Below are 26,890 nucleotides of genomic sequence, written 5' to 3'. Positions count from 1 at the left end.
ATTAATTTAACCTAGATCAACATCTTGCAACTCAGTGTCTGACTAATTTAACAGTTGAAATCCAACCAAGTTGCCCCATAGTTGAATATGGAGGGCAAAGGTAAAACGTTTTGCCAGAGACTCTTCATAACTAGAACGGATTTTATAAGGGGCGACATCATGAATATGCGTAAGCCGCTGAACAATGCTATTTACACTGCCCTCATCGCAGGGGGACTAACCCTAAGTGGAACTGCTTTTGCACAGTCACAAGGGCTCTATTCCGCTGATGAACTCACCGATGCAGAAGTATTCTCAAGCAAGCAGCCGGATAAAGTCGTCGGTGAAGTCGAAGACGTGCTTCTCGATGAAAACATGCAGGTAAACTCACTGGTCATCGACATCAGTGAATTCCTCGATTTTGGTCAATCGCAATACGTCATTGAAACCGGCAAGTTCACCGTCGAGACTATCGATGGCGACGACAAGGATGAAGTAGAGTACAAAGTCACCGTCGAAATGACGGAAGAAGAAATCTCGCAGCAGCCCGAGTACACCAACGATTGGTGGTCTGAAACCAAAGAAGCTACAGCGAACGCCTGGCAGGAAACCAAGCAAGGCGCCTCCAGCGCCTGGGAAAGCACCAAGGCAGCGACAGCAAGCGCCCTTGATAGCGCAGGCGACGCCCTGAATACCGCCGGTGAAAAGACCGAGCAGGCAGCCGAGAATGCAGCCAATGAAACCGAGCAAGCGATGGAGTCTGCCGGCAACAAAGCCGAGCAAGCCGGCGACGAAATAGCCAATGAAACCGAGCAAGCGGTAGAGGCTGCCGGTAACAAGACCGAGCAGGCAGGCGACAAAATAGCCAACGAAACCGACCAAGCGGTAGAGGCAGCCGGCAACAAGGCCGAGCAAGCCGGTGAAGAAATCGATGAGGAAACCAACAACTGATTCGATTTCACCTCGTTTCTGCTCTCGCGCCCGGTCATCGACCGGGCGTTTTCAATTCTGGCCAATGTGCGCTCAAATCAATCGCTGCCTGCGAAAAGTCCCCCTCTTAGCGCTTCTCGTGATAACGCGACCACTCCTTGCCCTGAAAATAGACCGTGCCCCAGCTGATCAGTGACATGAGACGAACAAAATTTATCTAACGCATCGCCTTTAAAAATGTCTGACATTTAGTATAGTCGAGCAAGCTCCAAGGAGATCGACTTGAACGCCCTTACACGACTCCCCATCCCGCCGGAGGCGGAAGGCTTCTCTTCGTTGGCGGCCCTGCTGGCTCGCGCCATCCTGGCCGGCCAGTGGGCGCCGGGTGATATTTTTCCCCGGGAGTTGGATATCTGTCAGCACTTCGACGCAAGCCGCAACCGAGTGCGCAACGCCCTGGCCAGCCTGACCAGCGCTGGATTGATCGAGCGCACCGCCGGGCGCGGCACGCGGATACGCGAGATAGACGATTGGCAATTGCTTGACCCAAAGATGAGCGACTGGATGACCGGCGTCGAGACGCCGCATCCGCAATTGGTGCGCGAGATCCATGCCTTTCGTCTCTCCGCGGAACCCTATGTCGCTGAACTGGCAGCCCTGCATGGCAACGCTCAGGATCTTGCGCGACTCGAGACGGCGTTCGAGGGCATGCGTGGTACCGCTGACGATCCCGAACAACGCGAAGCGCATGCCGAATACGATGTGGCCTTTCATGACGCCATTTACCGTGCCAGCCATAACCTGGTATGGCGTCAGATGGGCCACCTACTGCGCCCCTCCATCATGCAGCTCATCCAACGATCGCATCACCGTGCCGAGGCCCTGGATGACAGCCTGGAGCGCCATCGCCGAGTGATGGACGCGATTCGCTTGCGCCAGCCGGATGCCGCACACGAAGCCGCCAGGCGCGTACTGGAACGCACCGCGGCCGACCTGGGCGTCGCGCTAGGCGGTCGTCATCTTCAATCGCGCTACCGATAACGAGCGCATACCAATTTTCCATTCGTACCAACGAGGGCGATCAACCATGAAGATCACTAAGCTCAAGACCTGGCAGGTGCCGCCGCGCTGGCTGTTTTTGAAGATCGAGACCGACAGCGGTTGCTATGGCTGGGGCGAGCCAGTCATCGAGGGGCGCGCCGACACCGTCGAGGCCGCGGTGCATGAACTGGCGGATTATTTGGTCGGTCAGGACCCACATCGTATCGAACACCTGTGGAACACGCTGTATCGCGCTGGCTTCTATCGTGGCGGCCCGATCCTGATGTCCGCCATCGCCGGTATCGACCAGGCGCTGTGGGATCTCAAGGGTCGCGATCTCGGCGTGCCCGTGCACCAGCTACTGGGCGGCGCGGTACGCGACAAGATGCGCATGTACGCCTGGACCGGCGGCGACCGCCCCGCTGAAGTGGGCGCCGGCGCCAAGGCCCTGGTCGATCAGGGCTTCACCGCTTTCAAGATGAACGGCACCCCAGAGATGCAGATAGTCGACTCTCACAGAAAGGTCGACGAGGCGGTGGCTCGGGTCGCCGAGGCCCGCGATGCAGTGGGATCGGACGTGGGCATCGGCATCGATTTCCATGGCCGGGTGCATCGCCCCATGGCCAAGGCGTTGCTGCGCGAGCTCGAGCCCTTCCACCCAATGTTCGTCGAGGAACCCGTGGCGCCGGAGCATCTACCCAGCTTGAAACACATCGCGGGCGGGCTGGGCTATCCCATCGCCACCGGCGAGCGCCTGCATACGCGTTTCGAGTTTCGCGATCTGCTCGCCGAGGGCATGGTCGACGTCATCCAGCCGGATCTCTCCCACTGCGGCGGCATCAGCGAAGGGCTGAAGATCGCCACCCTGGCCTCGGCCTACGATGTCGCACTGGCGCCTCACTGTCCGCTCGGCCCCCTGACCCTGGCCGCCTCGCTGCAACTGGATGCGGTGTGTCACAACGCCTTCATCCAGGAGCAGAGCATGGGTATTCACTACAATAAGGACAACGACGTGCTCGACTATCTGGTCGACAAGTCGGCGCTCACCATCGAGAACGGCTTTTGCGCCATCCCACAAGGGCCAGGGCTGGGCGTGGAAATCGATGAGGCGTTTGTGGAGGAGCGCGCCAGGGTCGGCCATCGCTGGCGTAATCCGGTGTGGACGCATGAGGATGGCTCTATCGCCGAATGGTAAGTCACGATCTGCTACGTGTCGGCCATACATCGTGAGTGGAAATGTTTCTAAAGGAGTAGAAAAGCCATGTCATTTTCTTTTCAGGACCTAAAGTTTCCGGATCTAAAAGGCGCCAGCGTCTTCATCACCGGCGGTGGCTCGGGTATCGGCGCTGCCCTGACGGAAGGCTTCCTGTCCCAGGGCTCGCGGGTGGCCTTCGTTGGCCTTTCGGACGCCACGCCCTTTTGTGATGAGATGGAGCAAAAGCACGGCATTCGCCCTCTGTTCATTCGCTGCGATATTCGCGACATAGAGGCCATGCATGCGGCCATCGCCCAGGCTCATAAAGCGCACGGGCCGATTCACGTGCTGGTCAACAATGCTGCCCGGGACACCCGCCATACGCTGGAGGAATGGAGTGTCGAGGATTGGGACGAGTCCATCGCCACCAACCTGCGTCCGCAATTCTTCAGCGCCCAGGCAGTCGCCAAGGACATGCGTGAGCTCGGCGGTGGCGCCATTATCAACCTGTCGTCGAACTCCTATCTGTTGGGGCTTTCCGGCTACCCGACCTATGTCACCGCCAAGGCCGGTATCATGGGCATGACCAAGGCGCTGGCTCGAGAACTCGGGCCTGACAACATTCGCGTCAATTGCCTGATTCCCGGCTGGGTGATGACCGAGCGCCAGCGCGAGCTATGGGTCAACGACAAGGATCTTCAGGAGTGCCTGGATCAGCAGTGCTTGAAGGAGGCAATCCCAGTGGAGGACATGATCGGCCCGTGCCTATTCCTGGCGTCCCAGGCCTCCAGGATGATGACCGGACAGGAGCTGATCGTCGACGGAGGGCGGGTATGAGCAATTTTGATGTCAAACAAGCACTTGCCTGCGGTTGCGAGCTAGGCGAAGGCCCGCAATGGGATGCCGCCAGCGGCCGACTCTACTGGTGCGATATCCTGAACGGGCGGCTCTACTGGCTGGAGCCGGAAAGCGGCGAACATGGTCACGCGGACTTCGGCTACTGTATTTCGCTTGCCACGCCGATGGCGGATGGTGATTTACTGGTAGTGGGCGAAACCGCGCTTGAGCGTTTCAATCCCGCTTCCGGCAAACGTGAACATCTATTCGACTTCGAGGCGAACAATCCGGTCACCCGCTCCAACGATGGCCGGGTCGATCGTCACGGCAGCCTGTGGCTGAGCACCATGGGCAAGTCCGCCGAAAAGGAAGCCGGCAGCCTGTATCGCCTGCATCGCGGCGAACTCAAGAAACTGCGCTCGAACGTCAGCGTGCCCAATGCGATCTGCTTTTCCCCCCAGGGTGACTGCGCCTATTTCGCGGATACCGCCTTGGGCATCGTCTACCGCTGGGCGCTGGACGGTGACGGCTGGCCTCGCGGCGAACCCGAACCCTGGGCGGATTTCTCCCAACAGCCCGTCAATCCGGACGGCGCGGTGATCGACAGTGAAGGCGCCATGTGGCTGGCGCTCTGGGGCGCCGGCAGGGTCGTGCGCTTGAACGGCGATGTCCGCATCATCGACGAGATTCACTTGCCAACCACTCAGCCTTCCTGCCCCGCTTTCGGCGGCGAGCATTTGGATCGGCTATATATCACCACCGCCCGGGTGGGTATGGATTCTACCCAACGCAAGCAAGAACCCATGGCCGGCGATTTGTTCGTGGCGGAACTCGAGGTACCGGGGCTGGCTGAACCGCCACTGCGTTTGAGCTAAATTTTCAAGGCCGTCAAGAAAACAGAAAGGGTAAGCCGAACAATCGGCTTACCCTTTCACGTTGTGGTACTTAGCGGTAGTAAAGCCTCAATAACTCAACCGAACTTTTCGTTCTCGCCCATGTCCGGCGTCTTTTCCGTCATGTTGGCCTTGGCGATCTCGTAAAGCTGGAAGGTCTTGCTCTCCTTGGACTTCCAGTGTTCGCCCATTTGAATCTTGATCTCCAAGAGAGCGACCTCCGGATCTTCCTTGCCTTTCGGGAACCAGGCGCCTACGAACGGGTTCCAGTACTTGTCGATCAGCTCTTTATTGTCAGTCAGATTGGCAGTACCCGAGAGAGAAACATAAATGCCCTCTTCCTGATCGGAGAAGCTCAAACAGACCTTGCTGTCTTGCTGCGACTCAATCACTTTCTCGGCGCTACGCTTGGTGTAGAACCATAAAGTGCCGTCGTATTCATCCTGCACCAGGTGCATCGGCCTGGCCCTGGGCGTATCGCCATCCTCGGTAACCAGCATGCCTACCTGGATGTCTTTGATCATGTTCCATATTTTCTGCTTATGCTCTGGACTAGACATAGCAACCAAACTCCTTGTTTGATTTTCAAATTTGATAACTTCCCTACCGTAACAAAGCGCCAATACGCTTCGCAAACCACTGACCGCAAGCCGAGGTCGCCGCAAATCATGCCATTCCAAGATAGCGGTGAATGATCACAGCGTCGAGTACGCTAAAGAGGCAGTGTTGAATTCTCTCCAATCTGCTCCGGGCTAAATTTTTGCTCACCAATTGCGTGTAGCATGAATAGCCATTCCTCTTCGGCAAATAATGCAGGAAAAGTCATGTTCGGTTGGTTATCACAACATACAGAGATCCTAAGCATTTTCACCACTGTGGGCTCAATCATCATATGGTTAGGCTTTTCGCAATACCTGTATATGGAAATGCGTCGACGCCGGCACCCACGACTGCTGATCAATGGCGGCAAGCGCAAGGATACCGAGGCGCTATGCATCATCAGTAACATGAGTGATGAGCCGGTGCTGGTCGAATATCTGATTGCCGAACTCGAGACGTCACAAGGAAGCATCACTAAAGAGATAAGTGGCTCAGTGGTCTCTCTTTCAAACAGCCAGCAAGGGCCGCTAGGCTCCAACGACTTCTTCCACATTGGCACCTTCGACCGAATCATCAGGCATCTGGCCGATGGTGCAGGCATCAAGATGCACGGCCATTGCCCTGAAGGGGATGCTCGTTTTCGCAGCCTGACCATCCGTCTTATTGGCATTTTTGGCCCCGAGAATCTGCCCATCGCCGCAGAGCGCTGCTTCAGGCTCAAGCAAAAAGAAGAGTACTGCCTTCTTAGCCCCGCGGCTCCGGATACACGCCAATATATCAGCCGCTGGCAGCGTCATCGCGTACGCAAATGGATCGAAGGGATCAACCGCGGAGATGCCTCTTTCTCAAGGTCGGCCAGCTAGATGCCTCTTACCTGATTCGCAGAAGCTATCTGTAAGGTTTACGCCTGGCATTTCACAAAACAACAGGACCCATACACGGATCCTGGGGCATTGAAATATCGGCGACACCTGCTCGTTCAATCGCCTCCTGACATGGCCGCTGCTCATTGGGCGACACAACGAAAAACTTCGCGATACACGAGGTGTTCCATGAAGATTGCACTACTAACCGCGACGCTACTTACATCAATTTCCATCGCTGGCTCGGCGCTGGCCATGGATTCCGATGCCGTAGAGAAAAAAATGGCTGAAATCAGCCAGCAAGCGGAGCAGACTGCACAATCCGAGTCCGAGATCAAAGCACTGAAACAGCAAGTACAAGAACTCGAGGACTTAGTCCGCATGATGACCGAGGAAGAGCAAAAGTAAGCGCGTGGTATCGCTCTTTCCCACCCTATCCGAAAAGGCCTGCTCGAGCAGGCCTTTTCCATGATAGCGCGGCATCACTTGAAGTTTCGTTTCACCAGTTTTTGCAATTCACCGATGATGCCGCTGCGAAAGCTCAACACGCAGAGCACGAAGATTAATCCAAGTATCACGCTGACCCAGTCCCCCAGGGGCGATTGGGACAGCTGGTGCTGCAAACCGATGACCAGGCTGGAACCCACCAACGGCCCCAGCAGCGTGCCGACCCCGCCCAGCAACGTCATCAAGATCACCTCGCCGGACATGTGCCAGTGCGCATCCCCCAGGGAGGCCAACTGGAACACCAGGGTCTTGGTCGCCCCAGCCAACCCGGCAAGCCCCGCCGAGATGATGAAGGCCACCAGCTTGTAGGTGTCGGTGTCGTAACCCAGCGAAACGGCTCGCGGCTCGTTCTCGCGAATCGCCTTGAGCACCTGGCCGAAGGGAGAATGCACGGTGCGCCGGATCAGGGCGAAGCCCAGCACGAAGACGGCGAACACGAAGTAGTACAGCGCCAGATTGCTCTGCAAGCTGAACAACCCGAACAACTTGCCACGGGGTACGCCGTGCAGGCCGTCCTCCCCCCCAGTGAACGGCGACTGGATGAAGAAGAAAAACATCATCTGCGCCAGGGCTAGGGTAATCATGGCGAAGTAGATGCCCTGACGGCGGATCGCCAGTATCCCGAAGACCATGCCCAGCACCACCGAGCCTAGGGTGCCGGCCAGGATGCCCAGTTCGGGGGTCAACCCCGGGTAGGTCGAGAGCAGAAAACCGGTGATGTAGGCGCCGGTAGCAAGGAACGCCGCATGGCCGAAGGAGAGCAGCCCCGCAAAGCCAAGCAGCAGGTTGAAGGCGCTGGCAAACAGCGCGAAACACAGGATCTTCATTAGAAACACAGGGTAGGCAACGAAAGGCGCCACCAAACCCAGTACGATCAACCCGACATACAGCAGGCCTAGACGGCGCCTGGCCGAACGCTGCCGCGCAGCGGTCACCGAAGCAGAATCACTCATGGCCATGGTCATGCCTCCTTGCCGAACAGGCCCGCGGGCCGCAGCAGCAACACCACGATCATCACCAGGAAGATCACGGTATTGGCAGCCTCGGGATAGAACACCTTGGTCAGCCCCTCGATCAGTCCCATCGCCAGGCCGGTCAGGATCGCACCCAGGATCGAGCCCATGCCGCCGATCACCACCACGGCAAAGACCACGATCAGAAGGCTCGACCCCATGGTCGGCGAGACCGGATAGATCGGCGCGGCGAGCACGCCGGCGAAGGCCGCCAGGGCCACCCCGAAGCCATAGGTCAGGGTCACCAGCAAGGGCACGTTGACCCCGAAGGCCTGCATCAACTTAGGATTCTCCGTGCCGGCACGCAGATAGGCGCCGAGTCGGGTACGCTCGATCATGAACCAGGTGAACAGACACACGACAAGCGCCGCCACCAGTACCCAGGCCCGGTAGGTGGGCAGGAACATGAAGCCCAGGTTGAAGCCGCCGGCAAGCACCTCGGGCACCGGATAACTGCTTCCGGACACCCCGAAAAGATTGACCAGCGTCCCTTCGAAGATCAGCGCCAGCCCGAAGGTCAACAGCAAACCGTAGAGATGGTCGATATGCTGGATACGCCGCAACAGAAAGCGTTCTATTAGGATACCCAGCGCCCCGATCACCAAGGGCACTACCAACAGCGCCAGCCAGTAATCCAGCCCCAGATACTCGAGCCCCAGCAGCGCAGCGAAAGCACCCAGCATGTACTGGGCACCGTGGGCAAAGTTGATGACCTTGAGCAGGCCGAAGATCACCGCGAGCCCGAGGCTCAACAGGGCATAGAAGGCCCCGTTGATTAGCCCCAGCAGCAGTTGCCCGAACAGCACCATCAGCGGGATGCCGAAAATCGTCGTCATGGCGTCATACCCTCAGCGGCGGGATTGCCTCATCCCTTGACCAGCGAACACTGACTTTCGGACAAGGGGCGGAAGGCTTCCTCGGCGGGGATGGTGCGCAGTATCTCGTAGAGATCCCACTCGCCCTCGGATTCGCTGGGGGATTTCACTTCGACCAGGTACATGTCGTGGATCATGCGACCATCCTCGCGGATGCGCCCGTCGCTTGCGAACATGTCATTGACCGGCGTGGCGGCCATCTGCTCGCGCACCGTCGCCGCGTCGTCGCTGCCAGTCTCGGCTACCGCATTCAGATAATGCAGCGTGCTCGAGTAGACGCCGGCCTGGACCATGGTTGGCATGCGCTGGGTGCGCTCAAAATAGCGATCGGCCCACTCGCGTGTCTCCTCGTTCATGTCCCAGTACCAGCCGGTGGTCAACTGCAGCCCTTGAGTGACATCAAGCCCCAGCGCCTGGACATCGTTCAAGAAGATCAGCAGACCCGCCAATGTCTGACCGGACTGCACCAGGCCGAACTGGCTGGCGGTGGTCAGTGCATTGACGGTATCGGAACCGGCATTGGCCAGGCCGACGATCTTGGCGCCGGAGCCCTGGGCCTGCAGGATGTAGGAGGAGAAATCGTTGGTCGGGAACGGGTGACGCACCTTGCCGACGATCTCGCCGCCGTTCTCCTTGACCACCGTTTCGACATCGCTTTCCAGGGCGTGTCCGAAGGCATAGTCGGCGGTGAGCAGGAACCAGGTATCGCCGCCTTCATCGACGATCGCCTTGGCGGTGCCGTTGGCCATCGGATAGGTATCGTAGACCCAGTGGATGTGATTTGGGGTGCAGTGCTCGTTGGTGATGCTCGAGGCCGCCGAGCCGGAGACGATGCCCAGTTTGTCCTGCTGTTCGAGGATCTTGGTCACCGCAATGGTGACCGATGACGCCACCATGCCGGCCACCAGGTCGACGTCGTCCTGGTCGATCCAGCCACGTACGGTGTTGGCGCCTACGTCGGCGCTGTTGCGATCGTCGGCACTGAGCACCTCGATGGGCGCGCCGTTGACCTCACCGCCGAAGTCTTCGACGGCCATGTTCAATGCCTCCAGGCCACCCGGACCGGCCAGGTCGCGATAAGTGCCCGACATGTCGGCCAGATAGCCAATCTTGACCACGTCGCCACTGATCTCGGCATGGGCCAGGCTCGGGGCCAGTAACAGGGCGGCAGCGGTGAGAGAGGCGTGCTTGGTAATGTTCATCCATTTCTCCATGCCCAACGGGCGGCTTGTTGTTGTTGATTCAATGATGATGAAACCGGGTCAGACGCCGAGCACGGCGTGCAGGCGTTCGCGACGCTCAGGCAACTCGGCGGCGCTGATCTCTTCGATGATGCGGCCGTGCTCCATGACGTAGTGACGATCGGCCAGCGGCGCGGCGAAGCGGAAATTCTGTTCCACCAGTACCACTGTCATGCCCCGCGTCTTGAGCTTGACCAGCACCTCGCCCAAGGCCTGAACGATGACCGGTGCCAGCCCTTCGGTGATCTCGTCGAGCAGCAGCAGATCGGCACCAGTACGCAGGATGCGCGCCATGGCCAGCATCTGTTGTTCACCGCCGGACAGACGGGTGCCTGGACTATGGCGACGTTCGTAGAGATTCGGGAACATGGCATAGATGTCGTCGAGGCTCATGCCGCCGGAGCGTACCGTCGGCGGCAGCAACAGGTTCTCCTCGACATTGAGGCTAGCGAAGATGCCACGCTCTTCGGGGCAGTATCCGACCCCCAGGCGCGCGATATGATGCGGCGGCGTATTCAGGGTTTCACGCCCGTCGATGACGATCGAGCCGGAGCGTCGGTCGACCATGTTCATGATCGCCCGCAGGGTCGTGGTGCGCCCGGCACCGTTACGCCCCAGCAAGGTCACCAGCTCGCCTTTACGCACCTCGAAATCGACGCCGTGCAGAATGTGCGACTCGCCATAAAAGGCATGCAGGTCGCTGACCTTAAGCTGTTCCGAGGCATCGCTTGCGTTGCTGGCAATCCGGGTCTGTTCCAGTGTCGTGGTCATGTGCTCTCCTCCACCGCCGATTCACTGCCCATGTAGGCCTCACGTACCTGAGGGTCGGTGGATACGCTGGCGTAGTCGCCTTCCGCCAGCACCGCCCCCCGAGCCAGCACGGTGATGCGATCGCACAAGCGACTGACCACGCTGAGATTGTGCTCGACCATCAATACGGTACGGCCCTTGGCGGCGTCGCGAATCAGCGCCACGACCCGATCGACATCTTCCGCCCCCATGCCCTGGGTGGGCTCGTCGAGCAGCATGATCGTCGGTTCCAATGCCAGGGTGGTGGCCAGTTCCAGGGCCCGCTTGCGCCCGTAAGGCAGTTCCACCGTAAGGCTATCGGCATCCTTTTCCAACCCGACCTGGGTTAGCAATTCCCTGGCCCGCTCGTCGAGAGAGGTCAGGCTGCGCTCGGACTTCCAGAAATGAAACGAAGTGCCCAGCTTGCGCTGCAGAGCAACACGCACGTTTTCCAGTACCGTCATGTGGGCGAATACCGCGGATATCTGGAACGAACGCACCAACCCGAGGCGGGCAATCTGGTTGGCCTTCATGTTGGTGATCGGTTTGCCCCGGTAGAGAATCTCGCCGTGGCTGGGAGGAAGAAACTTGGTCAGCAGATTGAAGACGGTGGTCTTGCCGGCCCCATTAGGGCCGATCAGAGCATGAATGTGCCCTTCGGTGACCTGCAGATTGACTCGATCGACCGCGGTGAACCCGCGAAACGTCTTGGTCAGTCCTTGAGTTTCGAGTATGAACTCCCGGGGCATGGGGCAGTCCTCTAGCGACCGCGGAGCGGTCGTTTTGTTGTTGTTGTCGCCCCTCGCAGGTATCGGGAATTGTCCTTGGCGGCGCTGCGAGGCAGTATTTTACGTTAACGTAAGCTAGAGCAGCCGACGCCTGGCTTCAACTACTGCTCGCTGAAACTCGACCAATGATGGATATATAAGCAGAATAAGAAGGACTGCTGGACCGCACTCACCATATAAGGATCGCTCATGCTCGCCGAGCTGTTTGCCGTCATGGCACCGGTATTCTTCGGCGCGGGACTCGGCTTTTGCTGGATACGTCTGGGCTATGATTACCCGGTCGAATTCGTGACCAAGCTGGTATTCAATATCGGCACTCCTGCGCTGATACTCGCCGCCCTGGGCAATGCAGAGATCGATGCTCAAAGCTTCGGGCAAACCTTGCTTGGCGCATTGACCGTGATGGGGATTATGGCCGGCGTCAGTCTGTTGATGGCCAAGGCGCTGCGCAAGGACTGGAGGGTGATCATCTCGCCCACCATGTATCCCAATACCGGCAACATGGGGCTGCCGGTCACGCTTTACGCTTTTGGTAATGCCGGCTTTGCCTATGCGATCACGGTGACGGTGTCGGTCGCTCTGATTCAATTTACCTTCGGTGCGATGCTGGCCAATCGGGGTGGCCGTCCACTACGCACGTTACTTCGCACCCCCACTATTTACGCCATCCTGATCGCGCTGGGATTGTTGCTCACCGACTCTTCCTTGCCCCGCTGGGCGGCCAATACCGTCGATCTGATTTCGGGTTTCTGCGTACCGCTGATGCTGATCACCCTGGGGGTCTCTCTGGCCAGCATTCAGGTCAAAAGCCTGACATCGGGGCTAGGATTCAGCTTGCTGCGTATTCCCGCCGCCGCCTTGATCACTTTTGCAGTCGCTCAACTGCTGGGCCTGCCGCCTTTGGCGCAAAGTGTACTGATCCTGCAGATGAGCATGCCGGTGGCGGTCTACAACTACCTGTTCGCCCAACGCGCCCGCCGTGAACCGGAATACGTCGCCGGACTGGTGTTCTGCTCGACGCTACTGTCGTTCATTTATTTGCCGGTGTTGCTGGCGATCATGATGTGAGTGGCTTCAGCCTTCGACGGTGCTCACCACCTTCACCATGGAGTCACTTTCATACCAAGCACATGCAACATAGTTTATTGTGTAGTACTAGTGCGCCAGGATCTTCGACAGAAACTCCTTGGCGCGGTCAGTCTCGGGATTCTTGAAGAAGGTTTCGGTTGCCGCGATCTCCTGCACCTCCCCCTGGTCCATAAAGACCACTCGGCGCGCCACCCTACGAGCGAAGCCCATTTCGTGGGTGACCACCATCATCGTCATACCTTCCTTGGCCAGCTCGACCATGACGTCCAGCACCTCGCTGATCATCTCCGGATCGAGCGCCGAGGTCGGCTCGTCGAAACACATGGCGATGGGGTCCATGGCCAAAGCCCGGGCGATCGCCACCCGCTGTTGCTGTCCGCCGGACAAGGCAGAGGGATACTTCTGTGCCTGATCGGCCAAGCCGACCCGCGCCAGCAGGCTCTCCGCCTTTTCGCGCGCGGCTTCGCGCGAGCGTTTCAGCACCTTGATCTGGCCCATCATCAGATTCTCGATCACCGTCTTGTGCGGGAACAGCTCGAAATGCTGAAACACCATGCCGATACGCGCGCGCACCAAGGGCAGCTTGGTGCCCTTGGCGGTCACGTCGGTCTCTTCGACCACGATGCGTCCGCTGTCGACCGGTTCCAGCGCATTGACGCACTTGATCAGCGTACTCTTGCCCGAGCCGGACGGACCGCAGATGACGATCACCTCGCCACGTTCGACCTCGAGCGAACAGCCTTTCAGGACGTGGAAGTCGTCGTACCACTTGTCGATATTGTCAATTTTTATCATGCGACCTTCTTTTTCTGCAGGTACTTCACCAGCAGGGAGCCAGAGAAGCAGATGACGAAATAAACCAGCGCCGCGAAGAGGTACATCTCTGCCAGCCGCCCTTCCACTTTGGCCACCACACTGGCCGAGGTCATGAAATCACTCAGGGCCACCACGTAAACCAGGGAAGTGTCCTGGAACAGTATGATCGCCTGGGTCAGCAGGACCGGGATCATGTTTCGGAACGCCTGGGGAAGGATCACGTACTGGAGGTTCTGGCGCGGCGACAGCCCGATTGCCAGGCCGGCATAAACCTGTCCACGCGAGACCGAATTGAGTCCGGCACGCATGATCTCAGCATAATAGGCCGCCTCGAACAGTGAGAAGGCGATCAGTGCGCTGGTGAAGTTGCCCACCGGGCGGCCGATCAACAGTGGCACCAGGAAGTAGAACCAGAAGATGACCAGGATGAGCGGAATCGAACGGAAGACGTTGACGTAGATGGCGCTGAACCAGCGTAGAGGCGCCGGCCCCCAGATTCGCATCACCGCCAAAATAGTTCCCCAGGCAAGTCCCGCCACTAGTGCCAGAAAGGTCAACTGAAAGCTGATGAGCAGCCCGTCAAACAGGAACGGAAGCGATTCAATAATGACCTGAAAATCAAAATCACCCATCTAGCTTCCCCCCACCGAGCCCGGGATACGCGTCTTCTGATCAATCAGGCGCATCAGCAGCACCACCAGAAGCGTGATGACCAGATAAAGCACCGTCGCGGCGGTGAACGCCTCGAAGCCCTGGAAGGTGTAGTTCTCGATCTGCCGCGCCTGGGCGGTCAGTTCCAGCACGCCAATGGTCAACGCCAGTGATGAATTCTTGAAGATCGTCAGGAATTCAGAGGTCAGCGGCGGCACGATGATCCGATAGGAGATCGGAAGCCTGATGTACAGATAGGTCTGAAGGGGTGTGAGTCCGATTGCGAGACCTGCGTTCACCAGATCCTTTCCGATGGTCTGGATACCCGAGCGGACCTGTTCGGCCACGCGAGCCGCTGTATAGGCGCCCAGCGCAACGACGGCCGTCACGTATTCGGGATTGGGCATATCGCGCTTGACCCAGAGGCCCAGGTCTTCGGGCAGCAGCTCGGGCACGACGAAGTACCACACGAACAGTTGCACCAGCAGCGGGATGTTGCGGAACAACTCGACATAGGCTGCCGCCAGGGTGCGTATTAGCCGGTTGGGCACCGTGCGCAGAATGCCGATCAAGGAGCCCACCACGAAGGCTATGATCCAGGCGGCGATCGCTACCAGCAGGGTCCACTGCAAGCCGGAGAGAAGCCAGCCCAGGTAGGGCTCCTGAAACAGGACCGCCCAATTCCAGTTGTAATCCATAAGTATTCCTCAATCAGCGCCCCGACATGACCGGGGTCACACAAGCGACCCCAAAAGCCATGACGACATTCGCTATGCCTTCACCTTGCTGAGTGCTCACAGATCTGCTTCAAGCAACTCAAAAGGCTGTATTGAAAGGATTTCTTACTTCGGCAAGGCGTGGATCCTGAAGTTGGCGCGCAGGAGGTCGGACATGGGCACGCCCAAAGGCTCGAACCACTCGTTGTAGATCTTCTCGATCTCACCGGTGCGGAACAGCTCGGCCAGCCGGCGGTTGACCACCAGACGGAACTTGCTGTCGTTCTGCGGGAGCATGATGGCGTAGGGATCGTAGGAGAGGAAATCGCCCACCACCTCGTAGGCGTCGGGATTCCTCGCCTTCGCGATCAGCCCGTAGAGCAGGATGTCATCGGTCGAATAGGCGTCTACACGGTCGGTCTGCAACGCCAGGAACCCTTCCGCATGATCCCTCACGGACACGACGTTGACGTCCTGAATGCCAAGCTCCTCGATGGCTGTCTTGACCACGCGCTCATTGGTGGTGCCCTGAGCCAGCGCGATGGGCTTGCCTGCCAGGTCCTCCACCGTGGCGATGCCGCTACCCTTCTTGGTCAGCAGCTTTGTGCCGGTGATATAGGTGATAGCGGCGTAATCTACCTGCTGCTGGCGGGTCAGGTTATTGGTGGTCGATCCGCATTCCAGATTGAGCGTGCCGTTGGCCATCAGCGGTATGCGAGTCTGGGGTGTCACCGGCACCCACCTGATGTTCAACTCGTCGACACCGATTTCGCTCTCGATCTCGTCCACGATCTGCATGCAGAGGTCTATCGTATAGCCGATCGGCTGTTGGTCATCGCCGATGTAGGAGAACGGAACCGAGGTCTCGCGGTGGCCGATCGTGATGACACCGCTTTCCTTGATCTTGCTGAGCGTGGGGCCCACCTCCTGGGCGCCAGCGGTGCCGATGGTCGAAAGGCCGATCGCGGCGGCGGTCAGCAATGTTCCGAGATGTCTTATTTTCATTTTTCATCCCCTTGCTCGGTTGAGCAGGCAGTCGGTTATTGTTGGATGTTCTATCGTTCTTGTTCAAAGGCCCGTTCGCAGGCTAACAACCGTCTGCCACTGGCGACCTTATTCATCTTAGTACGTGCCGACCAATGTGGCTCATGCCAAGAGACTCAAGCGTGATTGGTTTATTGCATGGTCGACGCAGATCACTCTGCTTTCACCCCTTCGACGGCCCTCACCACCTCTTCCGCCAGAACCTGCAAGGAATCGTAGACGGGGACTGCTGTATTCAGACTTTCCTGAATGACCGACAACTCGGTACAGGCCAGGACAAGCACATCGGCGCCTTGTCTACTCAGATCCTCAGCAGCGCGGTTGAACGCATTCAGAGTATCCGCATGGCGTTTTTCACCGCGCTTGACGGCGCGAATGACCTCGAGCAGCGCATCCTCATCCCCCGGATAGACTAGGGTGAGCTCCAAGTCATCGGCATAGCGCTCATAAAGACCGATCTTTCGCAACGCCGGAGAGGCCAGCATACCTATCCTGGCGTCTGGCACCGCTGCGTGAACCGCATTCAAGGTCAGCCAAATCATGTTCCAGACCGGAATGGCGACGGCGCGTTCGGCATGTTCCCAATAATAGTGTGCCGTATTGCAGGGCATCACTAGAAAGTGGGCCCCGGCGTCTTCGAGCCTTTGCGCCATAGCGGCAATCGTGGGACCGGGGTCTTCGCCATTGCCTTCGATCAATGCCTTGATCCGAGACGGCACCTTGGGATTGTTGTCGACCAACAGGTGGATATGATCTGCATCGTCCTGCGCGGGGGTGGCATTGATGACACGTTGCATGAACTCGACGGTGGCGTCAGGCCCCATGCCACCGATCACGCCGACCATCGGATGCGTTTGGTTCGTAGGCCTTGAAACGTGAGAGTCAGTCATTTGATGAAGCCATCAGCGTTTTTTGAACATTGTTTTACATCCTTTTCGGAAAGCATGAATAGTGAATTGACGACATCCATGCTGGACGTGACTGGTTCATCCGCTTTCTTGCAGTGCTTCACCGATGAGCTGCGCGATTGCCTTACAATCTTCCTCATCGAAGGTTAGCGGAATGCGTAAATCAAAAAGTGTGGCCAGCACCTTTTCCGTATTGGGTACCGGGCGCGTACTCCCCAGGTAGCGCCAGCTGTCATAGCGACTAGTGTAATCTTCGGGCTCGTCGCGGCCATACCACTTGAGCGGGATGCCGCGTCGTTCGCAGCCTGCGATGAAGGTTTCGATCCGGTCCCGCGACAGCTCGGGCAGCCGGAACTGAATGGAACTGCCGACGAAGTCTTCTTCCAGCGGTCTTGGGATCAAGGCAATGGATTCCTCATGACCCAAACCTTCTTCCAGAACACGGTAGCGCCGGTTCCAGCGCTCCCTTCGATCAGCGAGCTCCGCCAGCTGTGGCCGCAGGACAGCGGCACGCAGATTGTCCATGCGACCACTGCAATTGGCGGTCTGCAGACGCACGTCCCCGAAGCTGTCGGCGGGTGGGGCCGCCAGGTGGCGATCGAAAAGCATGTAAGAGCCGGAGAGAATGATCGCGCGACGCATGATTTCAGGGTCATCCGTGGTCAACAAACCACCTTCGCCGGAATTGAGGTGCTTGTAGGTCTGAGTGCTGAAACAACCGATCTTGCCGAAGGTACCGCTTGGTTGCCCTTCCCAGGCGGCACCCATGGTATGAGCACAGTCTTCGAGGAGGGTAAGACCCAGATCGTCGCAGGCCTTGACGATGGCCTGCATATCGCCGATATGACCGCGCATATGAGAAAGCAGGAAGAAGCGTGCCTCACTCTCTATGGCTGCCCGACGCAGATCGTCGATGTCGACCGTAGTGTCATCCCTTATATCGACCAGCACCGCGATCCCACCGGCGCCATGGATGCTGCCCGGTACCGGCGACAGGGTGAAGGCGTTGCACAACACCTTGTCGCCGGGCTGGAGACCGGCAGCGCGCAAGGCGATTTGCAACGCGTAGCCACCCGATGCACAAGCCAGGCAATAGGCCACGCCAAGACTGTCGGCGAACTCCTGCTCCAATAGGGCCGTTTCGCCGCGTTCACCCTCCGTCAGATTGTAGCGATGCAGGCGCCCGCTGCGCATGACCGCGACCGCCGCTTCGATAGCCGCCTCAGGCAAGGGCTCCTGCTGGGTGAAGGATTTTGAAAAGATTTGCATGGCCGCCCCCTCGCTAGTAGCGCTGCTGGTCGTGAACCGGGAAGTCCCAGGTTTGCTCGGGGAAGTACTTGCGCAGCCGCCAGTCACAAGCGCGGGCATGACCTTCCATACCTTCGGTACGCGAGATGCGTGAACCGGCGGCGCTGAAGGTCCGGTTGGCCTCTTCGCTCAACTGCTGGGTGGTCAGCACCTTCATGAACTTGTGGACATTGAGGCCCCCGCTATACCGCCCGGCCCGCTTGGTCGGCAGGATGTGATTGGTGCCGGAGCACTTGTCGCCGTGGGTCACGGTGCTGCCTTCGCCGAGGAACAATGAGCCATAGTTGCTCAGGTTCTGCTTCCACCACTGAAGGTCGTCACAGAACACCTGCAAGTGCTCGCAGGCGTAGTGATCGCTGACTTCGACGACCTCCTCGCGACTGTCGCAGAGGATGACTTCGCCGTAATCCTGCCAGGCGGCATTAACCACATCCGCATTGGGCATGTCGTCGGCGACCTTGGGCAACAGCTCGATCACCGCACGACCCACGCGCTCGGAGCTGGTGAACAACCATACTGGGGAGTTCGGGCCATGTTCGGCCTGGGAGACCAGATCGACCGCGATGGTCATGGGGTCGGCGCTGTCGTCGGCGATGATCGCCGACTCCGTGGGTCCGGCGAATACATCGATGCCTACCTGACCAAACAGCAGACGCTTGGCCTCGGCCACATAGGCATTGCCCGGGCCTACCAGGATATCCGCCTCGCGGCCGGTGAATAGCCCGAAGGCCATGCTGGCCATGGCGTGTACGCCGCCCATTTCAAGGATCATGTCGGCGCCGGCCACGTCGAGCGCATAGCACACCGCGGGATCGATACTGTCGCCACGCGGCGGCGAACAGGCCACTACAAAGGGCACGCCGGCGGCCTTGGCGGTGGCCACACTCATCAGCGCCGAAGCGGCATGCGCATAGCGCCCGCCGGGGATATAACACCCGGCGCACTGCACCGGCAGTATGCGCTGGCCCAGGATGACGCCAGGCTCGGTTTCGATCTCGAACCCCTGCAGGCTATCGCGCTGAGCCTCGGCAAAACGGCGTATCTGGCGGTGAGCGAAATCGATATCGTCCTTGACCGTTTGCGAGACCTGGGCAATCAAGGCCTGGCGCTTCTCGTCGCTGAGCACGAAGTCGCCCGTCCAGCTATCGAATTTCTGCGCATATTCGCGCACCGCGCTCTCACCGCGTTGACGAATATCATCGAGCATCGCTTGTACCGCCTCGGTGACGCGCTGATCTTCTGCTTCAACACCACCGGATGCGGCTGCGGATTTCAGATGTCGTATTGTCACTGTTTTCACCTTTCTCGTAGGCTATCCATGAAAATTATAATTGACCCGCCTCGGCGGCCAGCATTGCTCCGATCCTGCCGACCTCCCTTACCAACAGGTCGAGATCCTCAAATCTTGTGCGGTGGTTCGTGATGTTGACCCTGATCGCGGTGTTGTCATGAATGATTGTGGTCGAGGGTGCAGCGATGCCCTGGAGTTGCAACTGAATGACGATCTCTTCATTCAGGCGATTCAACGCGGGTGGGGTCAACTCGGGGTGAACATAGCGAAAGCAGCAGATATTCATCGCGACCGGCGCCAACACTTCCATATTCGGCTGAGTCGCGACTTGTTCTGCCAGATAAGCCGCCTGTTCGCAGTTGCGCGTGATCAGCTGACCCAGTTTGTCGGTGCCATGTTCATTGAGTTGGGCCCAAATCTTGAGGGCTCGAAAGCCGCGGGATAGTTCGGGCCCGTACTCCACCGGCCAAGGGTTGCCGGCGGCAAGGCCCCGGCTAGCCCCCTTGAGGTAGTCGGGGCGATCGGAAAATGTTCGGCGGTGCGCGTCTTCGGACCGTACAAGGACGAAGCCGGCGTCGTAGTTGACATGCAGCCACTTGTGAAAATCGAACGCCAGTGAGTCGGCTCGTTTCAATCCGGACAGGCGCGGGCGAAGCCGATCACTGAGGACGCCGCTGGCGCCGAACGCACCGTCAACATGAAACCATAGGCCTTCCTGGGCCGCGAGGTCTGCAATGGCTTCCAGGTCATCGATCGCGCCGACATTGACCGCTCCAGCAGTGCCGATGATGGCAAAGGGCCTGCGCCCTTCTGCGCGATCTTTAGCGATCGCGGTTTCAAGCGCGTCCATATCGATCTGGAAACGATCGTCGACCGGGATCTTGCGCAGGGCGTCAGCGCCGAGCCCCAGGATATCGAAGGCACGTGCAACGCAGGAATGAGTCTGTGTCGACGTGTAGCCGACCAGCGGTGCGCCGCCGACTCCATCTGTGCGACTGGCAAAGTCAAGACACCGGTCCCTTGCCACTTTCAAGGCAATCACGGTCGCAATCGATGTACCGGACACGATCAAGCCGCTAGCGGTCTCGGGGAACTCGAACAATTCCCGGCACCATTTCACCACTTGTTTTTCTACATACATCGCGCCGTGGTCTCGACCACCCAGATTGGCATTCATCGCCGCCACCGCGATCTCGGCGATCAGGTTTCCTGGCGTGCCAGACCCATGCACCCAGCCAAAGAAACGCGGATGGGTGTTGCCGATGCCGTAAGGCAGCAGCGCTTCGATCTGCTGCTGGGTAGCTGCTAACCCTTGACCATTGGTCGGCAGTTCAGCTTGAAGCGACAGCTTCATTTCTGGCGGCACTTCATTCCAGACGCGGCCTTGGCGGGCGACCTCCATCTTATCGACCGCGGCATCCAGCATCTTGTGGGCAAGTGTTCGAAATTCACGCCAGTCGCTGGGATCAAGAGACGGGTCTTCAGGGGGTTGTGAGGAAATCATTAGGATATTCCTTCAAAGGATCGGGGTTGAAACACCATCTTTCTCATGGCCGCCTTCTGCATTCGACGGCTGGTTGAAAACCAGCATAGTGGTTTCTTGTATGTGCACACCAATGCCAAGAAACTCGGCATTGGTTACTTTTTTGCATAGCTAGTCGATTACACTAGAAAAACAACAAAGGCAGGATAGAAAAAATGAAAATCGAATGGATAGAGGATTTTTTGGTGCTGATCGAGGCGGGGACGTTTTCCCAGGCCGCCGAACGGCGCCATGTGACCCAGCCGGCCTTTTCGCGGCGCATTCGGCAACTTGAAGACTGGCTGGGCGTCGACCTGATCGATCGGCAGGCGATTCGCCTGACGCTAACCTCTCAGGGCCGCCTCCACGAACCACATCTGCGGGACTGGCTGGCCCGGCTTTATGCGCTGCGCAGCCGCATGCGGGCTGAAGCACTCCATGGCCGTCGCGCAGTGTTGACCACGCAGCACACACTCACGGTCAGCTATTTACCACGGCTGCTGCGCCATTTTCGCCGTCACGCCCCAAATGCACGCTTACAGGTGCGCTCTTCCAATCGGGACGACTGCATCAACGACTTCGAGCGTGGCGATGCGGATCTAATGCTGTGCAGCGAACTGCATGGCGCTCCTCTGCTGACAGAGCGCCATGATATCGAGCGATTGCAGCTAGGCCAGGAGCAATTAATTCCCGTCAGCGCTGCCGACCATTCTGGTCGACCACTTCATGCACCGCATCCAGATAGCGTCTTGCCTCTTATTGGCTATGACCGCGACAGCTTCCTGGGGAATGTGTTGGCAACACCCTTCATGTTCGATCTTCAACGCCGCTTCGATACCGAACTCGTCTGCGAGACAGCATTTACCATCGGCATCAAGGAATTGGCCTTGTCGGGATTGGGAATCGGGTGGTTGCCGCATGGCTTGATCGAGGCAGAGCTGGAATCCGGCAAACTTGTTTCATTGCTGGATGAACTCGGCGGCCCATTGCTGGCGGTTGCTTGCTATCGCCATGTGACACCCAGCTTTGATGCCACCGAACGCTTATGGGCACTGATGCAGGAGACGCCGCCCGCGGTCTGATCACGCTCAGAACAGGCTAGTGCCGCAATCCATCGTGGACCAGCCTCAGGGCGCTACGCCATCACGCAGCTTATAGAAGACAAGATCGTCAATCTGGTTCGTCTTGATGAAGTTCCTGCCCCAGCCTGGCGATATTTGCCGATGATGAAAATACAAGGCGCCATCGATTCGATCCTCGAGCTGCCCATTGAGGGCTCGGCGCGAGATTTCCTTGGCGGTGGCATAGGCCTGCTCATTCTCCGCATGATCCATACGGCCATCGCACCACCAGGAGAACTGGCAGCTCCCCTGCTCCCCGCCCTGCCTGACCACCTCGCATACCGTATCGGGGAAACCTTCATGCGCCAGACGATTGATCACCACATCGGCAACGGCCTCCATAGCTTCAACACTTTCGCCGCGGGCCTCCCAGTAGATAGAGCGGGCAAGGCAGGTAATCGCATCATCCAAGGGGGCCCGCCCGGTCGGATCGACCGCCTGTACGCCTGGCTTGGTAATGATCAAGGAATCAGGAGGGTTTACGTCACTGCCTTCCGTCGCAACCGCCTGCTCCAAAGCCTCCGCCTTTTCCTTGGCGACTTCTGCTCTTTGAACCCGATCCACCGCAAACACCTGGCTAGAAAGGAGCAATATGGCAAGACAGAAAACCATCCATTTCTGGCAGTAGCGCATGATCATTGGGATCACCCCTATTAAGTGATGTACGTTCACTAACCACGATTATTGTTGCCGGTGGCTGAAGGAGTGGATCCCCCTGCTTTGCCTTGATCAACCCAGCAATCTTGTTTCCGATGGGCCACCGCAATGATGAGGATAATATCCTCTTTCGCGGCATAAGGTGATTTATAAGACCACTAAAAGCACTTATCTCCCTGCGACATCAACCTGACCGGCCAACCCAGGAGAAAGTGTTCTTTTTCATCGGCGTCGTCGACGTATCATCGGAGGTCGCCAGTAGATAATTCCCCAATCGGAACATCCTCCACACTCAGCGCAAATCCGGTGCCTATACCGGATATAGGATAACAACGATAGGCGAAGCACGAGGACTACCGACATGACCCTGATCGCCCGCGCAGAAATCAACGATGCTCTGGCCGAGACCCGAGATGTGGCTGCTGAACTACTGAGCAACCGCACACCCAAGTTCTCGCTTCCCCAGCCTTTCTACAACGATGCCCGGCTCTATGCCCTGGACATGCAGGAAATCTTCGAGAAGGAGTGGCTGTTCGCGGGCATGACCTGTGAAGTCCCCACCAAGGGCAACTTCATGACCCTGCAGATCGGCGATAACCCTATCATCATCGTGCGTGGCAACGACGGCGCAGTGCACGGCTTCCACAACGTCTGCCGCCATCGTGGGTCACGACTGTGCGCCACGGAAAAAGGCAAGGTCGCCAAGCTGGTTTGTCCCTATCATCAGTGGACCTACGAGCTGGATGGCCGCCTGCTGTTCGCCGGCGACATGGGCGAGGCATTCGATCCGGCCGACTACAGCCTAAAGCCCATTCATGTAGCAACCGCGGGTGGTTATATCTTCGTCAGTCTGGCCGAGGAACCTGCGGACAACAGCGAGTTCCTGGCCCAGCTCGAGCATTATTTAGCGCCTCACCACATGGACAACGTCAAGGTAGCGGCGGAGTCTCACATCGTCGAGGAGGCCAACTGGAAGCTGGTGGTCGAGAACAATCGCGAGTGCTATCACTGCAACGGCTCTCACCCGGAACTGATGAACTCGCTGCTAGAGTTTGATGATACGGAAGACGTGCGCGCTACGCCGGCCTACAAGGCCCAGGTTGCCCGCATGCGTGACAAGTGGGATAAGCTGGCCGCGGCCTGGCAGCTGCAGTTTTTCGGCCGTCAGAATCGTCTGACCCGCACCCCGCTGAAGGATGGCACCAGCTCCATGACCCTGGACGGCCAACCGGCTTGCAAGAAGCTGATGGGGGACATGACGGATTCGGAAATGGGGGCGCTGCGCATTCTGCATCTGCCCAACTCCTGGAACCACTTCATGGCGGATCACGGCGTTGTGTTCCGCATCCTGCCACTGGGCCCGCAGCAGACCCTGGTGACTACTAAATGGCTGGTACACAAGGATGCGGTGGAAGGCATCGATTATGACCCGGTAGAGATGCGCAAGGTATGGGATGCCACCAATCTGCAGGATCGGCGTATCACCGAGGACAATCAGCGCGGCATCAACTCCGTGGCCTATCAGCCCGGCCCCTACTCCAAGAGCTTCGAGTTCGGTGTGATCGATTTCGTTGACTGGTACAGCGAGCGCATGCTGGAAAATCTTGATGACGAAGCGCCTTCGCTGCGCCTGGCCAGAGGCTAGCTCAAGCGCAACTGGACACAACAAGGGGCGCCGGAGATAGGCCGAGGAGGAGGTCTTTTGCCATGGCTGGAAAATGTTCCATACAATTCCGGCATTTCCGCCATCCATGGCGGTCAGATGGCAAAAGTAGCGCCCAAGGAAGGGTTCACAGCGCCTCCGATACGGCCTATCAACGGATTAGCCCCGAGAAACTTGCGCTATTCTTGCCTGGAGTCCCCCGATGAGCGCCTCTCGCGATCCGCTGCTGCAGCCCTTTTCCCTTGGCAATCTGACCCTCAAGAACCGCATCGTCAGCGCCGCTCACGAACCGGCTTACTCCGAAGACGGCATGCCCAAGGGGCGCTATCGTCTTTACCATGAGGCCAAGGCCCGGGGCGGCATGGCAATGACCATGGTCGGCGGCAGCGCAGTGGTCGCGCCGGACAGCCCACCTGCTTTCGGCAACCTGCTGCTGTACAAGGACGAAATCGTTCCCTGGCTCAGTGAGCTCGCCGACGCCGTACACCACTACGATTGCGCGATCATGTGCCAGGTCACGCACTTGGGCCGGCGCACCCGCTACAACGCCGGCGACTGGCTGCCGGTGATTGCCGCTTCGGGGCTGCGCGAGCCCGCCCATCGTGCCTTTCCCAAGGTCGCAGAGAAACACGACCTTGAGCGTATCGCCAAAGCCTACGCCGACGGCGCCGCGCGCTGCCAAGCCGCCGGGCTCGACGGCATCGAGATCGAGGCCTACGGCCATTTCTTCGACGGTTTCCTGTCGCCCTGGACCAATCGTCGCGACGACGCCTGGGGCGGCGAGCTTACCAACCGCCTGCGCTTCCCGCTGATGGTCATCGACGCCGTGCGCGCCGCGGTCGGCCCCGAGTTCCTCGTCGGCATCCGCCTGGTGGTCGATGAGCTGTTGCCCCATGGTCTAGGACGCGACGAGGGGCTGGAGGTCTGCCGGTTGCTCGAGCAAGGCGGGGCCATCGATTTCCTCAACGTGATTCGTGGCCACATCGACTCTGATGCGGGATTGGCCGAGGTGATCCCCAACATGGGCGCCGCCACCGCGCCGCATCTGGCGTTCGTCGGGGAGGTGAAGCGCGCCACCGGACTTCCGGTATTGCATGCTTCACGCATCAATGACGTGGCCACGGCGCGCTATGCCATTCGCGAAGGCCTACTCGATCTGGTGGGGATGGTTCGCGCCCACATGGCCGAGCCGAATATCGCCGCACTGATCGAATCCGGCGAGGAGGAACGCATTCGCCCTTGCGTGGGGGCCGGCTACTGCATCGACGGCATCTACGAAAACGGTGCCGCCTACTGCATCCATAATCCGGCCACCGGTCGCGAGGAAAGCCTGCCCCATGTGATTGCCCGAGACGTCGACGCGCCACGTCATGTGGTGGTAGTCGGCGCCGGCCCCGCAGGGCTCGAAGCGGCACGCGCCAGCGCCGAGCGCGGCCATCGCGTCACCCTACTCGAGGCCAACGACGTGGCCGGCGGTCAGGTGCGCATCGCCAGCCTGCTCGAGCGGCGTCGCGAAATGCTCGGCATCACCGAATGGCGGCTCGCCGAATGCCAGCGCCTGGGCACGACGCTACAGTTCAACTGCTACGCCGAGGCCGAGGACGTCCTGGCGCTCGAACCCGACGTGGTGATCCTCGCCACCGGCGGCTTGCCCCAGGTACATCCGCAGTTGGAAAGCGGCGAGCCGCTGGTACAGTCAAGCTGGGACGCCCTGGCGGACCCGATACACGCCGGCGAGCGGGTTCTGGTGTTCGACGATCACGGTGGCCACCCCGCTCTTTCCGCCGCAGAGCATCTGATCACGCATGGCGCTCATGTCCATATCGCCACCCCCGAGCGCACCCTGGGTATCGAAGTCGGCGGCACCAACTTCCCTGCATACTTCCAGGCGTTTGATCGTGGCGGGGCGGAGATTCATCTCAACCGCATCCTGCGTCGGGTCGAATCTACGCCTGACGGCTTGCAAGCGTCACTGACCAGCCCTTACTGCAGCGACACGCTGCAAACGCTAAGCGTTGATCGAGTCATCGTCGAGCATGGCACCGCCCCGCTGGATGAGCTCTATTTTGCGCTGAAACCCTTATCGAGCAATGGCGGTGAACTGGATATCGACGCTTTCATCGCCCATGCGCCACAAGCCAAGCGCACCAACCCGCAGGGGCGTTTCCAGCTCTTTCGCATCGGCGATGCGGTCGCCAGTCGTAATGTGCATGCGGCGGTTTATGATGGGTTGCGCCTGGCCCTGGGACTTTAGCCAAGTGCCTGGAGACTTTAACGAAGTGCCGGTAGCAAGAAACGCTCGATGACTTGACGCACCTCAGGCAGCAGTATATCGGTCTTGCTGATCAGCTCGTCGACCAGCGCCTGCAAGCCGGGCACCCCGCCTTGGATGTGCTGATGCAAGGTTATGCGAGCGCATTCCTCTGGGCTTGCATCGGCAGGGATGGCAACACCCAAGCCTACCAGCTGCGCTCGAAAGTCATCATCATCGATCAGTTCGGCAATCATCATGGCGTATCACCTTGTGCTGGTAATTTTAGCTGCGTGTCAGTA

General features: G+C 58.8%; 27 protein-coding genes. 11 read left to right on the top strand and 16 right to left on the bottom strand.

The genetic code is table 11. The features are described 5' to 3' along the window. The first annotated feature begins 159 nt into the window (after nt 1-159). The 5 genes from H7850_RS01955 to H7850_RS01935 all read left to right on the top strand — a co-directional run bounded on the left by H7850_RS01955 (nt 160) and on the right by H7850_RS01935 (nt 4,857). Entirely contained in the window at nt 160-930 is a 771-nt protein-coding gene (locus tag H7850_RS01955; RefSeq protein ID WP_227367709.1) for a PRC-barrel domain-containing protein, read from the top strand. Between the two features lie 261 nt (nt 931-1,191). Next, a complete protein-coding gene (locus tag H7850_RS01950; RefSeq protein ID WP_227367708.1) occupies nt 1,192-1,950 on the top strand; it encodes a FadR/GntR family transcriptional regulator in 759 nt (252 codons plus the stop codon). A 46-nt stretch (nt 1,951-1,996) separates the two neighbouring features. Next, nucleotides 1,997-3,145 carry a galactonate dehydratase gene (gene dgoD / locus H7850_RS01945; protein ID WP_227367707.1) on the top strand — a complete coding sequence of 383 codons (1,149 nt, stop codon included), beginning with the start codon at nt 1,997-1,999 and terminating at the stop codon, nt 3,143-3,145. A gap of 66 nt (nt 3,146-3,211) precedes the next feature. Continuing rightward, nucleotides 3,212-3,982, top strand: coding sequence for an SDR family NAD(P)-dependent oxidoreductase (locus H7850_RS01940; protein ID WP_227367706.1), 771 nt, complete (start codon nt 3,212-3,214; stop codon nt 3,980-3,982). Beyond that, on the top strand, nt 3,979-4,857 hold the full coding sequence (locus tag H7850_RS01935; protein WP_227367705.1) for an SMP-30/gluconolactonase/LRE family protein: 879 nt from the start codon (nt 3,979-3,981) through the stop codon (nt 4,855-4,857). Before H7850_RS01940 ends, H7850_RS01935 begins: the two co-directional genes overlap by 4 nt. Before the next feature lie 95 nt (nt 4,858-4,952). On the opposite strand, the gene H7850_RS01930 is transcribed toward H7850_RS01935, so the two are convergent. Next, on the bottom strand, nt 4,953-5,435 hold the full coding sequence (locus H7850_RS01930; RefSeq protein WP_227367704.1) for a pyridoxamine 5'-phosphate oxidase family protein: 483 nt from the start codon (nt 5,433-5,435) through the stop codon (nt 4,953-4,955). A gap of 222 nt (nt 5,436-5,657) precedes the next feature. Between H7850_RS01930 and H7850_RS01925 the strand changes: the two genes are divergently transcribed. Beyond that, nucleotides 5,658-6,338, top strand: coding sequence for a hypothetical protein (locus H7850_RS01925; RefSeq protein ID WP_227367703.1), 681 nt, complete (start codon nt 5,658-5,660; stop codon nt 6,336-6,338). A 189-nt stretch (nt 6,339-6,527) separates the two neighbouring features. Next, nucleotides 6,528-6,746: a hypothetical protein gene (locus H7850_RS01920; protein WP_227367702.1), complete on the top strand. Its 219-nt coding sequence runs from the start codon at nt 6,528-6,530 to the stop codon at nt 6,744-6,746. Between the two features lie 74 nt (nt 6,747-6,820). On the opposite strand, the gene H7850_RS01915 is transcribed toward H7850_RS01920, so the two are convergent. The 5 genes from H7850_RS01915 to H7850_RS01895 are packed head-to-tail and all read right to left on the bottom strand — an operon-like array spanning nt 6,821 to nt 11,512. After that, nucleotides 6,821-7,798 (bottom strand): branched-chain amino acid ABC transporter permease, encoded by a 978-nt coding sequence (locus H7850_RS01915; protein WP_227368523.1) that lies wholly within the window; start codon nt 7,796-7,798, stop codon nt 6,821-6,823. Nucleotides 7,799-7,806: 8 nt separating this feature from the next. Further along, on the bottom strand, nt 7,807-8,694 hold the full coding sequence (locus H7850_RS01910) for a branched-chain amino acid ABC transporter permease (protein ID WP_227367701.1): 888 nt from the start codon (nt 8,692-8,694) through the stop codon (nt 7,807-7,809). 29 nt (nt 8,695-8,723) lie between these two features. Beyond that, entirely contained in the window at nt 8,724-9,935 is a 1,212-nt protein-coding gene (locus tag H7850_RS01905; RefSeq protein WP_227367700.1) for an ABC transporter substrate-binding protein, read from the bottom strand. 60 nt (nt 9,936-9,995) lie between these two features. Next, entirely contained in the window at nt 9,996-10,745 is a 750-nt protein-coding gene (locus H7850_RS01900; RefSeq protein ID WP_227367699.1) for an ABC transporter ATP-binding protein, read from the bottom strand. After that, complete coding sequence (locus H7850_RS01895) at nt 10,742-11,512, bottom strand: ABC transporter ATP-binding protein (RefSeq protein ID WP_227367698.1); 771 nt, start codon at nt 11,510-11,512, stop codon at nt 10,742-10,744. Before H7850_RS01895 ends, H7850_RS01900 begins: the two co-directional genes overlap by 4 nt. Nucleotides 11,513-11,740: 228 nt before the next feature. Between H7850_RS01895 and H7850_RS01890 the strand changes: the two genes are divergently transcribed. Next, entirely contained in the window at nt 11,741-12,619 is an 879-nt protein-coding gene (locus H7850_RS01890; protein WP_227367697.1) for an AEC family transporter, read from the top strand. 87 nt (nt 12,620-12,706) lie between these two features. Here the strand turns inward: H7850_RS01890 and H7850_RS01885 are convergent, their stop codons facing one another. The 8 genes from H7850_RS01885 to H7850_RS01850 form a co-directional block, all read right to left on the bottom strand. Next, complete coding sequence (locus tag H7850_RS01885) at nt 12,707-13,435, bottom strand: amino acid ABC transporter ATP-binding protein (RefSeq protein ID WP_227367696.1); 729 nt, start codon at nt 13,433-13,435, stop codon at nt 12,707-12,709. Beyond that, nucleotides 13,432-14,088 (bottom strand): amino acid ABC transporter permease, encoded by a 657-nt coding sequence (locus tag H7850_RS01880; RefSeq protein WP_227367695.1) that lies wholly within the window; start codon nt 14,086-14,088, stop codon nt 13,432-13,434. The genes H7850_RS01885 and H7850_RS01880 overlap by 4 nt, the downstream gene beginning before the upstream one ends. After that, nucleotides 14,089-14,805 carry an amino acid ABC transporter permease gene (locus tag H7850_RS01875; RefSeq protein WP_227367694.1) on the bottom strand — a complete coding sequence of 239 codons (717 nt, stop codon included), beginning with the start codon at nt 14,803-14,805 and terminating at the stop codon, nt 14,089-14,091. Between the two features lie 144 nt (nt 14,806-14,949). Continuing rightward, complete coding sequence (locus H7850_RS01870) at nt 14,950-15,828, bottom strand: amino acid ABC transporter substrate-binding protein (protein WP_227367693.1); 879 nt, start codon at nt 15,826-15,828, stop codon at nt 14,950-14,952. Nucleotides 15,829-16,019: 191 nt separating this feature from the next. Next, complete coding sequence (locus H7850_RS01865; protein WP_227367692.1) at nt 16,020-16,757, bottom strand: aspartate/glutamate racemase family protein; 738 nt, start codon at nt 16,755-16,757, stop codon at nt 16,020-16,022. 96 nt (nt 16,758-16,853) lie between these two features. Continuing rightward, nucleotides 16,854-18,044 carry a DegT/DnrJ/EryC1/StrS family aminotransferase gene (locus tag H7850_RS01860; protein ID WP_227367691.1) on the bottom strand — a complete coding sequence of 397 codons (1,191 nt, stop codon included), beginning with the start codon at nt 18,042-18,044 and terminating at the stop codon, nt 16,854-16,856. Nucleotides 18,045-18,057: 13 nt separating this feature from the next. Beyond that, the gene (hisD, locus tag H7850_RS01855; protein WP_227367690.1) at nt 18,058-19,374 is read right to left on the bottom strand and encodes a histidinol dehydrogenase; all 1,317 of its coding nucleotides are present in this window, start codon (nt 19,372-19,374) and stop codon (nt 18,058-18,060) included. Nucleotides 19,375-19,408: 34 nt separating this feature from the next. Then, nucleotides 19,409-20,878: a pyridoxal phosphate-dependent decarboxylase family protein gene (locus tag H7850_RS01850; protein ID WP_227367689.1), complete on the bottom strand. Its 1,470-nt coding sequence runs from the start codon at nt 20,876-20,878 to the stop codon at nt 19,409-19,411. Nucleotides 20,879-21,072: 194 nt separating this feature from the next. Between H7850_RS01850 and H7850_RS01845 the strand changes: the two genes are divergently transcribed. Beyond that, nucleotides 21,073-21,978 carry a LysR substrate-binding domain-containing protein gene (locus H7850_RS01845; RefSeq protein WP_227367688.1) on the top strand — a complete coding sequence of 302 codons (906 nt, stop codon included), beginning with the start codon at nt 21,073-21,075 and terminating at the stop codon, nt 21,976-21,978. 45 nt (nt 21,979-22,023) lie between these two features. On the opposite strand, the gene H7850_RS01840 is transcribed toward H7850_RS01845, so the two are convergent. After that, a complete protein-coding gene (locus H7850_RS01840) occupies nt 22,024-22,656 on the bottom strand; it encodes a cell wall hydrolase (protein ID WP_227367687.1) in 633 nt (210 codons plus the stop codon). A gap of 379 nt (nt 22,657-23,035) precedes the next feature. Between H7850_RS01840 and H7850_RS01835 the strand changes: the two genes are divergently transcribed. Both H7850_RS01835 and H7850_RS01830 read left to right on the top strand, forming a co-directional pair. Next, nucleotides 23,036-24,319 (top strand): aromatic ring-hydroxylating oxygenase subunit alpha, encoded by a 1,284-nt coding sequence (locus tag H7850_RS01835; protein WP_227367686.1) that lies wholly within the window; start codon nt 23,036-23,038, stop codon nt 24,317-24,319. A gap of 220 nt (nt 24,320-24,539) precedes the next feature. Beyond that, nucleotides 24,540-26,591 carry an FAD-dependent oxidoreductase gene (locus H7850_RS01830; protein ID WP_227367685.1) on the top strand — a complete coding sequence of 684 codons (2,052 nt, stop codon included), beginning with the start codon at nt 24,540-24,542 and terminating at the stop codon, nt 26,589-26,591. Nucleotides 26,592-26,608: 17 nt separating this feature from the next. Here H7850_RS01830 and H7850_RS01825 read toward each other — a convergent pair whose 3' ends face one another. Further along, nucleotides 26,609-26,848, bottom strand: a complete 240-nt coding sequence (locus H7850_RS01825) for a hypothetical protein (RefSeq protein WP_227367684.1) — start codon at nt 26,846-26,848, stop codon at nt 26,609-26,611. Nucleotides 26,849-26,890: the final 42 nt, after the last annotated feature.

The sequence above is a fragment of the Halomonas sp. M20 genome, assembly GCF_020622265.1.
Lineage (GTDB): Bacteria > Pseudomonadota > Gammaproteobacteria > Pseudomonadales > Halomonadaceae > Modicisalibacter.
Note: the sequence above shows the minus strand (reverse complement) of the source record. Positions and strands in the feature narration are given on the sequence as shown.